General features: G+C 28.0%; 2 protein-coding genes. One reads left to right on the forward strand and one right to left on the reverse strand.

Annotated elements, in window-relative coordinates:
• Positions 1 to 1336: 1336 nt before the first annotated feature.
• The gene (locus tag KW512_RS03170; RefSeq protein WP_258841354.1) at positions 1337 to 9265 is read right to left on the reverse strand and encodes an FtsX-like permease family protein; all 7929 of its coding nucleotides are present in this window, start codon (positions 9263 to 9265) and stop codon (positions 1337 to 1339) included.
• 342 nt (positions 9266 to 9607) lie between these two features.
• Here KW512_RS03170 and KW512_RS03175 point away from each other — a divergent pair, with 342 nt between their 5' ends.
• A complete protein-coding gene (locus KW512_RS03175) occupies positions 9608 to 15610 on the forward strand; it encodes an SGNH/GDSL hydrolase family protein (RefSeq protein ID WP_258841355.1) in 6003 nt (2000 codons plus the stop codon).
• The last annotated feature ends 37 nt before the right edge of the window (positions 15611 to 15647 follow it).

Here is a 15647-nt window from a genome sequence, read left to right on the forward strand (position 1 = left end):
GATAATGATATATTGAAATCATTATGCTTGATTGAAGTTCAAGCACAACACAAATTAAGGTAAAAATTAATTGTGTGGGCTGAACCGGAAAAAAAGCTAACACCTTACTGTTAGCTTTTTTTGTCCGAGTTTATTTTTAATTTTCTTTATTTTTTTAGAGCAAAAATCTAAAAAAATTAGTTAGATCAGCCTAAATTTTTAACCCGTGAGTTTGACAGTTTGATGGCAAAAATTCACTTTTAGTGAATGTGAATATCCAAAAAAATACCTGTAAATCCGTGTTTTTTTGACCTAAAATCTTAATTTTTATTATTTTAAAAATTAACCTTTTGCAAAAAAAAAAAAAAAAAAATGTTTGGTCTAAAATAAAATTATGCTATAATAACCTCACTAAGAATAATTAATAAATTTGATATTGAATTAAGGGGGAATTAGTTATGTTTTTGCTGTAAAAAAATCAAAAATGCGAATTATCCATTATATTTTTAAATATGATGGTATGCCTTAAATTTGACCGTTTAGAAATCTACAAATTTATGGATTTTAGTTATTGTTCTTTCAAAACTTCATATATTTTTTTAGGCTCAACGTAAGTAAAAATGAGTTTTCTATTTACATTGAGTTTAAATAGTAGTTGTATTTTTTTGTGATTTTTGCCAGTGTTTTGAACTAAAAAAGTAGTTTAAAAATCTCATAATTTTGCTTTTTAAGTTAAAATTTTAGCTTTTTTAGTTTGCTTTATTTGATTAGTAAGTAGATTTTTCTTTCGTGAGTGTTAGATTAATATTCCCAGAAAATCTGCAAAATAATTTAGTTCATATAAAAATTTTGACTTTTATATGACAGACAGCTTTGAAGTATTGAGTATTTTACCATTCCATAATAATTTATTTTTTGGTAAGCGATAGTTACATTTTCAAAATTTTGCCTTTGATATTGATTAATTCTGGATGCAAAACGGAATAAAAAATTCTAGGTTGATTTGATTTTTTGTTTATCTTTTTTTGTTTAAGTTTTTGTTGCCGTTCTGTTTTTGTAAATTTGCTTAAAAATTCTTTTGTAAAATGCAAATGAGATTTTTAAGCCTTTTGATTGAGTGATTTTTGTTGTATTTAATTTGTTTTTGTTGAGTCAATTATTTTAATTCTTTCATTTTGACTCGTCCTTTTGAATGCCTTTGATAATTTAGTGTTTTTGCCTTGATAGTTATTTTTAACGCCAAAATTGGCAAATTAACTATCAAAAAAAGAGTAAATAAAAAACTTGGGTGACCCCAAGTTTTTAGATTATTTTTGACTTATATTTTAATTCAAACAAATTAGTGAATAAATGAAAATTATACTTTTTCTTTAATTACATAAACAGATTTACGGTTTGTTAAGAAGCGCCAAAGAATTGCAAGCACACTAAAGAAAATTACACTAATTATTAATAACGCGATAAAGAAGACAGGAACTGATATTGCCAAAGCAAGGAAAATTGAATTTGAAGCAAGAATGTACGAGCTAAATATTCCCATTCCGAGCATTGCAAAAGGAACGCTTATTAGAGTTGCTAAAATTAAAATTGGGAGATAAATGCTATAGAAAAGTCTTAATTTTGTTCGATTTGAATAGCCAAGAACGTCTAGGATCGCGATGTTTTCTTGGTTTTCATTAATGATTGAAGAAGCGATAATTATTAAAATAATTAAGGAAACCGCTAGGAAAATAATGACAACAATATTAATTCCGGCTCCAAAAAGATTAGCAAAATTAGAAATAAAGTTTGTTTCAATATTTTTAGCCTCAACACCTTGGGCGGCAATTTGGTAAATTGTATTACCATAAATTTCGTTGAAATTTTTGAGTGACTGTTTAATTGAAGAAAGGTTTTGGTTGACAAAAGTTGGATCAGTGAGTGATTGGAAATCTAAGTTTGAATTTTGGTTGACTCAGGTTGCGTTTTGTTGCTGATTTTTGAGGTTAATAATTTTTAAAATTTCGTCTTTTGAGTAACCAGCAAGTTGTAAGGCACCTTTTTGGCCTTGTTCGTCTTGACTAAAAGCAAAAATGTTAGCAAAATAACCAATTGTATCATCATTATTTAGTGAATCAACGTTAATCTCTGAACTACCTGCCCAGTATCCAGAAGGTGAATATAAAGTAAAGGAATTAGTAATTTGCTCAATATCAGGTGAGGCCAGAATTAGTCCGTTAAATGGTTTTAAATTGTAAAATTCTAAGACTGAGTCATAAATATCAAGACCAAGAAGTTTATTTGCCACGTCTTGTGAGGTAATTAATTCTGAATTTATATAAGTATCAGAAATACCAATTATTTTAAATTTAGCAGTTTTTTGTGGAATATCACGAATTTTTGCTAAATAACGATCAATAGTGTTAATAATTGGCATTTCAATTATTGAATCTATCCCTAAATTGTGTTTTTTGGCAAAAACGTGGTTGACAACTAATGGATAGATATCATTTTCAATTTTGAAATCATTAATGGTTTTTAGTAAATCTTGGTTGGATTCATCTTTAATTTCAATTATTGGGTTATTTTGGCTTTGGGTATTATAACCGTAAATTTTAAGACCATTTTCAATTGATGAACCGTTATTATAGGAAGTGTCAATGTAAGTATAGACTTGATTTTGCGGAGCGTTTTTATCAGCATTAGCACTTAGGGAAATTCCAGCAAAGGAAACAGTAAAGTCTTTTTCAACATTTGCGTTCAAATATGACTCGACTAAAAATTTCCGGTATTCATCACGATTTTTGACTTGGCCAAAAATTGATACTTCATGAGCCAGGTAGTCATTCTTTATAGGATCGAACTTGAAGTACCAAAATCTACCTAAATTAACATTCCCCGGATCGGCTAAATATTTAAAATATGGTTGTTTGTTAGCGATTTTTTCTTCAATATTTTGTGATTGTTCCATTTGGTGAACAACTTTGTTGGAAATTGAAAAAATATTATTTCGCAATGATTCAGGAAGGTTTGAAAGAACAATATCAAAAATTGAAAGGTTATTTGATTCACTAATTTTAATATTTAATCCTGATCGAGAAAGAACAACCGGATTTTTTGAGTTAATATTTATCTCACCATTTTGGTTGGTATCGCCAAAAACTGAAGGATTTCCTGGCCGGAAGTAATTTGGTGAATTAGTGTTAATCTCAGAACCTGATCCAATTGGAACATATAAGTTTTTCTCAAGATTTTTTGGATTATAAACAACTAACGGTCCACCTTCACGCGTTGGACTAAAAAGATTTAATTTGTATGTATAATGACGATTTAAGTAAGTTTTTGTAATTGTGTTTTGGAAAATATTATGTGAAGACAGTGAGAAAATTAGCGCAAATTGGACAATAATAATTGCAATTATTAGTGAGACAATTTTTCAAGTTGAATTAATAACAAGTGAAATTGAAAATTTGTTGACAATTTTGGTTTTTCGAAATAGTTTTGCCACTCCTTGGGCGAATTTTGAAGTGTTAATTTCACTAATTCCTGATAATAATTGGTTTGGTTTTTGTTTTAAATTTCAAAGAATTACTAAATAAATTAAGGCACTAATTGCAATAAATGGAACTACAAAGGAAAATACAAATGAAATTGGCTCAAAACTATAAAGATTTACATCAAATTCTCAAAACTGTGAAATCAAGCCAACAAGCGGAATTTTGACAAAAAATCCAACTAAATAACCAAGCAGTCCACCAATAAATGAAATCATTAAACCAATTGAGAGAAATGAAGAAGCAATTTCAAATAGTGTATATCCTTGAGCCCGAAGAATTCCAAGAACTTTATTGTTTGTTGAAATATAACGTTTGATAATAAAGGCAACAGCAAAAAGTACTAGAAGTGATAAAAATAAGGTTATATAAATATTTATTGATGAAAAAGTAGAAATTATATTTGTTCCAACTGAAATTCTCAGTGACCTTTCGGGATTTAAAAAGTCAATTTCATCAGCACTAAATGTTCGCTGGAGACGATTTAAGGAAAAATTTTTGGCAATTAAGTCATCAGTATCTTGCTTGAATTTTTCTAAATTCCCTCCGGGTTTTAATTTGACCAATAAGTAATTTTTTACTGGATTTGAACGATATGAAAATCGAGCCTTATCAAAACCGAATTTATTTACATAGGCCAAAGCCTGATTTGAAGGATCGAGTTTAATATTTTTTTCGTCAATAACTGGATATAAATAATCAATACTAAAATCAGAACCAACAATTATATATTTAAGACCAGCGGCATTTAAAATGTATTTATCATCTAATTGATCAATTAATTTTTCAATATCACTAGCATTGTCAGGAATTTGTCCTTGGTAGATTTCTTTTTGATTTTTTTCTAAATAAGAATTATTGACTTTGATAACATATGCACGATTATCGTCAATGTTAATTGAGTTGCTTGCAATACGGGTAACAATAATTTTTTCGAAGAATTTTTCGTAAAATTTGTAAATATTAATACCAAAAAATTCGGGATTATCTTTTGATTTTTCGAAAATTAAAGCAGAAATGTCTTTTAGTTTATAGTAATCAAGCGAAACACTGCTTGCCAAATTGCTATAAATAAAAGGAGGAATTTCTTCGTTATTTCTTATTTGTGATGATAAAAGATCAATTAGTTGTGATTGTTGAGTTGAAGGATCACCTTGAACTTGTCTTATAGACGGAATTCGTGATTGTAAAATAAAGGCAAGATTAAAATTGTTTGCTTCAGTTTCGATTTGGGCATCAGGATTTGTTGAGAATCATAACGGAATTTGTGGTAGTTGGGCTGAAAAAAATTGTCCAAGTCCAAGAGACTCTAAATTTAGCCCAACAAGTAAAGGATTTAAAGTGGCATATTGGCTAACAAGCGTTGATAGAAAGCGTTTTTTGAAAGGTGAATCAGAAAATTTATTCTCAAGCAAAAAATTATCCATTATGTATTTAACAGATTTGTTAAAGTTTGCTTCAAAAGGATAATTTTGTGCATAATAAGCCAAATATCCTAAATTTTCGACTAATTCAGTTTGATTTTCAGTTAGTCAACTTTTAATAGTTTTTGTATTACCATGTTGGTCGGTATATTGTTTGGCAAAAACTGGGTCATTCAAAAGATTTCTAAATTCAGTGTTGTTGTTTAAATTTAGACTTGTAAGATAAGGTTGTAAAATTGATCTTGATGCAGCAGGCAGACCGGCAAAAAGTCCTTCTTGGTTTTCTAGATTTTTAATTCCACCAAAAAGTTTTGTTTCATTTAAAATTGCATTTGTTGATGAAGAATTGGCAAAAGAATATAATTTATTAAATGCCTGTTGGAGTTCTAAATTTGGAAGGTTGTTTTCAGCAACAAAACGAATTCAAAAACGATAATTACGAACCCCAAGCGAAATAATTGAACTAGGATCAGCAATAATTGAGCTTTGTAATTTATCAATTAAATCTGCTGAGGCTGAAATATAAATTGGCTTTAGTCTTAGTGGAGTTGCCGGTGAGGCTTTACCATCATCTTCAATTTGAGCGGGAATTTTGATTGAATTTGTTAAAAAGTAAAGAATGTCACCAATAGATTCATAATTTGCAAAAATATTTGCATCATCAAGACTTGGTGGTTTAATATTTGTGATAATATTACCGGTTTTTGTATAATTTTTAAAATTAAAGATTTCAAAAATGTCTTTAATTTCTTGAAGTCTATTTTTAATATCTTCAACATTATCAAGATTAGCGATTCTTAAATATCTATTTAGAAAAATTCGCTCATTTAATGTTAAATTTGTAATTTTTAGTTCAGGATTTTCGCTGAGTTTTGTCAGAACTGAACTTGCTAAGACATCAATTTGCTTACTTTTTTGTAAATTATCAGTATTTGCAACTGAATTTCAGTTAGAACTAAAAAATTGTAAGTCATAAATATCAATTTTTTGATCATCAACTCCAGGAAGGAAATAACGAAGACCAACTTGTCCACTTCCTGAATCTTGCCCTTTTGAAGATGCATTAATTATTTTAATTAATGAATTTATTGTGCTTTGTCTTGTTTTTTCATCTTTGAGAAAAGTTCCAACAAGAGCAATTAAATAATCATTAACTTGTAGTTCAGTTCGTTTAAAAAATACTTTGTTCTCTTGTGCTTTTTTCAAATTTTCTGGTAATTTTAAATATTTATCATAATCATCTGAGTGAACAGTTTTTGTTAAGTAATCAAGATTTTTTACAAAAGTTGGGATGTCAAAATTAGTAATTAATTCAATTAGACCTTCGTTAATGTTTGAATAAGGATTATTTTGACCTTTGCCGTTTAATTTTGTAAGAATTTTAATAATTTCAGCTTGTTTATTTTTTGCAAATCTTTCAACAATTGGTCTTGTTAAAAATCCAAAAAAGCCTTTAGTTTTTTCATCAACAACAGTTGAAAACATTGCATTGAAATCAATTTCATTAACAATATCAATTAAACCTGCTTTTATTCTTTGTTGGTCAATTGAGGCTAAAAATTCTTTAATAAAATCAACACCTGAAAAAAGACTAATTAAGTTTGATTTATTTTTGTTAGCTTCTTCAAATCAATTATTTAATTTATCAAGGAGTTTTTCAAAGTCAATTGAATAAATGACTTTTTGGAATCCATTTAATAGATTTATTGGATTTTTAATTGCCTTCGCGAGTGCCTCGATGCCACCAAGTCGTTGAATTTGATCAAAAATATCAACACCAAAAGTAGATAAAATTGAGTTTAATGAAAAAATTTGTCTAACAAGATAAAGACTTCGCTCTGAATTAGTAGTAGCTGATTGCTCAGTTTTAGCAATTATTTGGTCAACAAAATTAGCAAGAACATCATTAATAATTGTTGGGCGGTTATTTTTAGTTAAAATATGACCGGCTTTTACAAGCAATTCAGAAAGTAAATTATAATTTTTAATTCGAAAAGCAAGAATATCAACTAATTTAATTTCATCAGCAGCAAGAGCAAGCGCATTAAAAATTGCATCTACATCAGGTTTTAAGAAAAAGCCATTATCAACTAAAACAGAATTATTTAGCGCATCTGCAGCTTGTAAAAATAAAGAACGCGCTGATTTTTGTGTGTCAATTTCATTTTGAACATTAGTTGAAAAGTAATAGTAAATTAACGGAATTGTTGCTGTATTTGAAAAATTATCTACCCGTTTAAATCAACCACTGTCAGAAATTTTTGCATCAATTTCAAAGTTTTTACTTTCCAAGAAATTTGCCAGTAAAGCTTGTGTTCTCTGCTCACGACTTCCCGGATTTGTATTGCCGGTTTTTATAATATTTTCAGGTAGCAGGGTTCATTTAATCTCGCCAAGGTTTTTAAAAACATAGCCAAATTGGTAATTTGGTAACAAAATTATTCCGTGAAAATCAAGGTTTGCCGAAGTATTTGTAGTAGCAATTGGATTTTCGTCTTGAACTTTTTTAAGTAAGACAATTTTTGTATTTAAGATGTTTTGGTAAAGCAATTTTTGATCATCTTGAAATTCAACATTACCAAAAGTTACTTTTAAATCAATTAGGTTTGGATCAATTCCGTAACTTTCATGAGCAGCAGCAATTACTTTAGCTTGAAAAATTGCCGGAATTTTTGTATTTGAATTATCTAAAATTTTTCCAACTTGCGGAAATAGTTTAGTTTCTCTATTTGATTTATAATCTTGAATTTCGTTAAATAGACGTCCAAGTTGTTGCTGTTGGTCTAAACTTTGATTTTGAAAACTAATTTTATTAAAAATCTCAGGGCTAATTCCGGAATTAATAAAATGAATTACTTGGTTTGTTGTTGAATCTTGACCTTTTTGTTGAACGTCAATTGTAAAAGTTTGTCTTGTTCCAATTGAATCAACTACTTTTGTATCTCTTCCATTAACTTTTTGTGAATAATTTTGCAAATAATTATAAAAGTAAATATTTGCATATTCTTGAACATTTTGGGAAAGTTTTAAAAAGGTTGCATTTTTAATATTTGAATTTGATAAGTTATTTAATTCTTCATTTGTAACAAGTGCTAAATTGTTATTATTTAAATTTTCAATTTGGGCAATTGTACTTACAAAAGAAGGCTCACCTTTTTTTTGAAATTCAACGGTTAAATCTGAAATTGAAAGATCAGCAGAGACAATAGTTTCATGATCACCTTCTGTAGTTATTATCCGTTTTTCCCAGTAGTTAATATTTTGTAATTCTTGAAATTGTTTTGGTTCATTATTTTTTAAATAAATTAAATATTCCTTAATAAACCCAGTGAAATTTTGACTATTTTCATCAATTTCTTTAAGTTTATATTTGTGATTAATATACTCAATTCTAGATCTTAGATCACGAACTCAGTTTGGCAATAGTCGGTAGTTTTGACCTGGATCTAAAATTTTAAACTCATTAGAGCTTCAATTTATATCTTTTGTTAAATTAAAAGTTTTGGAAGTAATTCGCGCACTAATAGAATCAGGATTCTGAGTAAAACTAACAAACGGTCCGCTATTATTTTCAATCTCAAAATCACCTTCAACTTTTTGCTTAATTTTTAAAAGTGAATATAAATCGGCCCCTTTTAATTCAAAGCCAATTCCTTGTCTTTGTCAACTTGAGCCTAAAATAGGATCAAAAGTAGCTTGTTTTGTAATACCGTTAATGACAAGTGGATTAGCAAAATTGATAATAATTTTATCCCCTTGTTTGTAATAAACAAGAATGTCATTAGCTTTGTAAGTTGTTCTATCTAAGGTTATTGTATCTGCAGTTGTAACAGAATATGATTTTACTTTTTTCTGAAAATTTTTACCATCATTTGTTATATAAACCGGTAAAAATGCCTGTTTTGATAACGAAAATGTGTTGTCATCATTTAATGTTGCATTAAAGTAAAATTCGCGACTAAATTCGGTCGAAAGAACATATTCATCATTACTTAAATTAGGCGAAATTGAACCTAAACTAATAAAATTATCTTTTATTATTAGTTGTTTTTTGCTTTTTTCGGTTTCAAGTGGTTGATAGACTTCTGGTTTGAGTTCATCATATCCTTCGTTTTGGGCGTTTCCAAAATAATTAAACTCAGTATTGATCGTTGCATCATGAAGGCCAGAAAAATTTTTATACTCATCCAGCCGGCTTTCATAGGCCCGATTTGTTGTAAATAAAGTAGTAAAAATTACGGCGGTAAAGAAAACTAAAGTTATTAGTCCAACAAAAATAACTTTAGTTTTTAAAAACATTGCAAATATGTGTTTAAAAATTTTCTTCATAGGCTACCTACCTTAAAACTTAAAATTATAGTTTAAAAAATAAAAATAGCAACAAAAAAATAAATTAAAATTAAAAATTAGTTCTGACAAATCTGCCATATATATAAATAATAAATAATATTATATAGTCAAAAAGCTCAATTTAAATTCTTAAAGGTTCTAGTTGCCATTAACTTTAAAAAGGCATTTTTAAATTATCAAATTTTTAAAAAAAGTTTTTTTGTTTAAAAATGTTGTATAATTTAATTTTTATTTTCTAGTTTGCTCCTTATCTAATTGGACCAATCTAATCGATTTGTATTAAAAAAAATCTGGAATAACAAAAAGAAGCGGGGTAAAATAATGAAAAAAAATATCTCCAAACCTGATTTTTCTAAAGCATTCAAAATATTTTTAAGTTTTAGTACTTTATCTTTGACCATTTCTGGAATTACATTGATAGGTATAAAAAATCGCGATAAAACCGAGCACTTTAATATACCAGTAACCCATTCAGATCAACAAACTGAAAAACTTTTAGACCAAATTAACTATTTATCAATAGGTGATTCAATTTCTGCAGGTTTTAATTGAGATTATTCACTTGATCTCCGTGGAAAAATTGACGGAAATAACAAAATTAATGGACTCTCATATCCAGCCTTTTTTGCTAGTTTTATTCAAAAAATAAAACCAAATGCGCTTAAATCCTTTGATAATTTGGCTCTTTCTTGAACAACAGTTGCTGATTGACTTTATTTACTTAATCCCGAAAATGAAGTCTATAAAAATTCTGATAAGACACATTTTCATTTTAATTATTATTTAGACAAAAAATTAGACTCACCATATGGCGAGCAAATTCGCGAAGTTTTTGGCGATTTTAATTCAAATAACTACCCAAAACTATATGAAAAAATTCAAAATTCTAATTTGCTAACTCTTTCATTAGGTGCAAATGATTTAATCGAAGCTATTGATTTTCGCACAATCGCCAAGCCAATGCAAAAACTTGCTTCAAAAGCTGAGGCAAATTTTGAATTTGCCCAAAACATTGAAATTGCAACTCAAAAAATTTACAGAAATTTACAACTATTAATTCAAAGTCTGCGAAGAATCAACCCTGATTTACAAATAGTTTTAGTTGGCTATAACTCTTTGTCTTCAAAAATTATTAAATTTTTTGAAAAAATGCTGACAAACGAAATTGGCGTTACAGAAAATTATGCTGATTTAATAATACGGCATTTGAATTCAACAATCCAAAAAGCCGCAAAAAGCCAAAAAGTAAATTATGTTGACTTATACAATGAATCAATTTGACAAAATAAAACGTCTGAATTTGCTACAAACGACTTAGATATTCACCCATCAACTAAGGGCTATAAAAAAATGGCTCAGGATTTGCTATTTAAATTAGCTTTTGAACAAGACCTAGAATTCAAACAAGAAGCAAATACTAAATTACAATGGGACGAAAATTATGTCCAAAAAGACATTAACTCTTACCGCCGAATTCTAAATTTAGGTACAAATACAGAAATTTTTGACGCTTTAACGGTAGACAATTCGCCTGAAAAATTTATTTCAGAAAATTCTGAAATTGAAGAGTTAACCACTAAAAATGTTAAAAAAGCCGAAAACTCGCCAATAGAAAATTTTGTAAATGTGATACTAAATAATAATTTTGGTGCGTTTTTAAACCGTTTTATCCAATTAGCCGTTCAAAATAATCCAAGTGTTGAAAAAATTTTAACTGATTTTTGACAAGAAAACCAACAAGCTGGTGCTTCTTTTACCGAAATTTTGCAAAAAATTTTCTCAAGTGGCTTTTTTAGTAAAATAATTGACCGCTTCCAGAATTATGTCCAAGATGTAACTAATAACAAAAATTGAGAAAAAGCAACAATTTCTGGCCTTGTTAGCTATATTTTTGCTGATTTTGACGAAAAACAAATAATTGATGTTTTAAATACCGTTGTAACTTCAGAATTTGCAGATAAAAATCCTGAAAAAATTAAAGATTTAATTTTTGCATCCATCTTTGGCCAAACAATAGTCCAAGATTTACTAATTAATAACATTATCAAAATTGACCTTAAAAATAAAGAAGATTTAAAAATTGTTTTTACTTTTGACTCAATTAGAAAATTATTTTCTAAAATAATTACTGACTACCATCTTCGGTCAAAAGACTATAAAAATTCACAGAATTTTCACGAAATAATCCGTACTTATTTAGAAAATCCTGATAATGACAATGATAATGTTGTTTTTATTCGAAATTTTATCTCTGAAACACTAAAACATCATGAATCTGTTCAATTATTAGTAACAATTATTAACGATAATTTTGAGTTTAATTTGAATGAGGAAGATCAAACTTCGATTGTTAGTCTTTTAGTTTCACTTGCCGATGCTGTTGTTCGCACTAATGTTTGGGCTAAATTAAATGATCAGGCAGCAAAAAATTTCCTAAGCGCAATTAAACAAATCAAAACTACTGATATTGCTGAAAATATTGCTTCAATTTTTTCAGAGCAAATTTATACAAATTACTCAACTTTTTTTAAAGATTCCAAAAATTTACTTGATTTATTTCACGAACTTCTAAGTTTTGACTTAAGTCAAAACCAAATTGATTCACTAAAAAAATTACTTAATAAATTCTACCCAATTTTAACAAAATTTGACCTAAGTAATTTTATTGATACTTCAACCCCAAATTTTGCTAGTTTTTCATTCTTTTTTGACTCGCTTAAAGATTTTTTGTCTTCAAATTCATTTAAACCACTTGCTGACATTGTAAATCAAGCGATTAACGATTTTTTAGTAAATAAAAACAAATACCAACAAATTGACAACTTAAATCGTTTTGGCTTTCAGTTTTTAGCTAACAATTTGCCAAAACTTGAAGAAAATATTTACGAATTTATCGCTATAAATGTAGAAAAAGAGCAATTTTTAACTAATCTTACTAGTTTAATTTCAAGTTCATTAAGCTCACAAGGATTAAATGAACAATCAATTAAGACTTTTACATCAATAATTGAACTAATTTTTCAAGATTTCCGAGTTAAATATCAATTTTGAAAACAAGATAGATCAGCTCCAACTGATAATTTAATTTTTGCCTTTGTAAAAGCAGCCTTAGAAAATTTTGAAGCTTTTTATAAAGAAAATTCTGACCGGCATAACTCAGAAAAATTACTTTTAGAAGAAGCACAGAAACAACAAAATGCACTAGAAATTGAGCAACATTCGCAAAAAATTGCTTTAATTGATCAACAATTATCCTTTCAAAATTTTTCTTCATACTTTTTAAATAATTTCTTTACTGAAGATACAATTTATAAATTCTTAAAAAATCTAGCAAGTCTTGATTTTCAAAGTAAAATTTCAAATGAAGACTTAGTTTTATTTTTCAAAAACCTTTTTGGCCAGTCTTTTTTACAGAATCAACTTCTTGGTAAATTAGACCAAAATAGTTTTTTTGGTAAGCCTAATATTCAAAATTCACTTTTAAATATTTTAACAACCTTTTTTGAATCACAGCAAGTTGAACAATTACTTTCAGGACTTATTGACTATTTTTTTGACAAAAAACAATTTGAAGCACATCCAAATTTTGATTCACTAGTTAAAAATTTTCTCAGGCAAAACACTCAACTAATTGAGCGAGTTTTTACCCTTTTTTTAGGAGATTCTTCAACTTGAGATTCAATTTCTGAATTTCTAAAAATAATTTTGCAAGAATATAAATTAAATTTAACTGAAGCTTCAATTCAGACAACTTTGGATTTAGTTCGTGATATTTTTTCAAAACTAAAAGACTCAACTTTAGATTTTGATCAAGAGCCAAAAACTCATTCGCCGCTAATAATAAAAGCAATAATTTCAATTATATTTGATGCAATTTCAGGCAATCCTACCCCTCAAAAGCCGGTTCTTGAGACTTTATTTGACAGTTTTAGCGTTGATATTGCGAATAATTATTATTCAACTGAGGCAACAAATGCTCAAGCTCAGGCTAAAATTTCCCAAGATAGTATTGCAACTTTGATTTCAGAAGTTATTAGAAGCGAACCTATTTCTCAACAGATTCGGGCAGGTTTAGCAAATATTCCAAAAGAATATCTTGACAGTGTTATGCCAATTTTTGATTGATTTTTACAATCACCGGCACTAAAAAATCTATTTAATTCATATTTTAAAATAGTTGCAAAAACCCAAATTAAACAACCACTGAATAACCTTTCATTAATTAAATCACTATTTGAAAAGCAATATTTTAACAAAATTATTGGTGAATTTATTGTTGCACTAGACGAAAAAAGCAACACTTTAACTGATAATTTCTCAACACTAGTTGGGAAAATGCTTGATACTCAATTTGAAAACGCTGAATTTCAGCCGTTTTTTAAACTAATAAAAGAAATAATAAAAAACAATCTTGAAAATTTTTACAAAGAAGAAATTGATCCAAAAGGACTTTTTGCAGACGAGACCTCTACTGTTAATGTAAGTCAGGATCTATCCCAAGTATTAGTCAATGCTCAACCTTTTAATGATATTGCCCAAAACCAAAACCAAAACCAAAACCAAAACCAAAACCAAAACCAAAACACTTCATTACCTGAAACCCCTCAAGAAACAAACTCACCTAAAATCCCGGCAAATTATTCTAAAGAAAATGCCTTATTAACAAAATTTATATTAATTTTAACCAAATTCACAAAAGGTGAGGTTTCTTTTTCAAATGTTCAAACACTTTTAGAATCCGAAATTGCAAACGAAGGGTTTATCATTGACCTTATCAAACAAATTGCAACAGTTTATAACCAAATTTCCGAAACTGAAAGAGACAATCTTTGAAAAATCATCGTTAAAATTTTTACTTCATCATTTTTCAAAGACAAAATTAATCTGTTAAATATTGGCGATGTGTCCACTTTTTCGCTATTTAGTGGTTTATCAGCAGAAAAAAAGGAAAAAATCGAACCATTACTAAAAAAGTTGTTACTGGAATTTCTACCAAATTCTGCAAACAAAGTTTTTATTTTTAGAATTTTGAGATATATAAATCAAAATTCATCTGATTTTACAAATGTAAAAACCTTTTCAGCACTTTTAGCTACATTTTTAAAAGATAAGCCGTCTCATCAAACTGCCCAAGGTCAACATTCAAATTCAGCAAATAGTAATAGCCAATTTTTAAAATCATATTTGTGATATGTGGTTAATTTTTTAGCAACAAATGATGAATTTGCAGATTTAGCTATTGATGTAATTGCCACATATTTAAAACTAAATTTAGATGACACTAAAAATTTTTCTAATCTCAATGCTGGAAATCCAAGAGAATCACTAAAAAAATTTTTACAAGGATTTATTGGTTTAGGTCTTGAAAATTCGCTAATTTCTGGTATTTTAGATCAAATTGTTGATTCAATTAAAACCTCAGATACCACTCAACAAGCAAAAAGTTTTTTTGAAACATTGTTTAATAAATTAGACTTGTCAAAATTACTTAACCTTGATTTAGTTGTCAATATTGAGCCAAAAATTGATGACTCTGCCCAGCAAAGTCCGGAAATCGACACAAATAACTTGATAGATGAGAAGAATTTATCAATAAACACACCAACAGGCAAAAAAATATCAACAGATTTATTTGCCCAATTTTTTGATACACTTTTCCTCACCTCGCCTAATTGAAATAGTTCTAACAAAAATAGTAACTCTCCAATTCTAAATCAATTAAATAACATAAAATACACCGGAATTTCTTTTGAGACGCTTTTTAGATCCAACCAAAAAGATCCGCAATTAGAGGCGATTTCAAAGTTATTTCACAAAATATGATATTCTGAGAGTGCAAAGACAAAAATATCAATTGATAACTTTAAAAACACTCCAAAAGGAAGATTTCTTTATAGATTAGTGTTAATTCTTCTTTTTTATACATATGAATCAAGAATTTCACAAAACCGTTGATTAAGAAGTCAATTATTTTATGGCGGGGTAATTTCTTCTTGAACCGCATCTGAAATAATCCGCGCTTCATTACAAAGTGGAAAACAGTCTAATAGAAATAATACAAATGATAAATATTATAAAACTTTCATTGACAAAATAATAGGTGACCCAGCAAAACCTAAAAGTAGTTGATTGCAATTTTGGACGAATTGATATTCAGCTTCGGATGTTAAATTAAACGATATGCTAACAATGATTTATTATAATAAAGAAGCAAATCGTTTTCATAAAGACACTGGTCAACCTAAATTAAAAGACCAAATTTTACAACAAATTCATGATGGAACTTATCCTACAAATTATCAAAATCCAAAAAATAAAAGGTAAATGAATATAAAATTTGAGTTAATATTAATATTTTTTA

Source organism: Mesomycoplasma ovipneumoniae, assembly GCF_024758565.1.
Lineage (GTDB): Bacteria > Bacillota_I > Bacilli_A > Mycoplasmatales > Metamycoplasmataceae > Mesomycoplasma > Mesomycoplasma ovipneumoniae_B.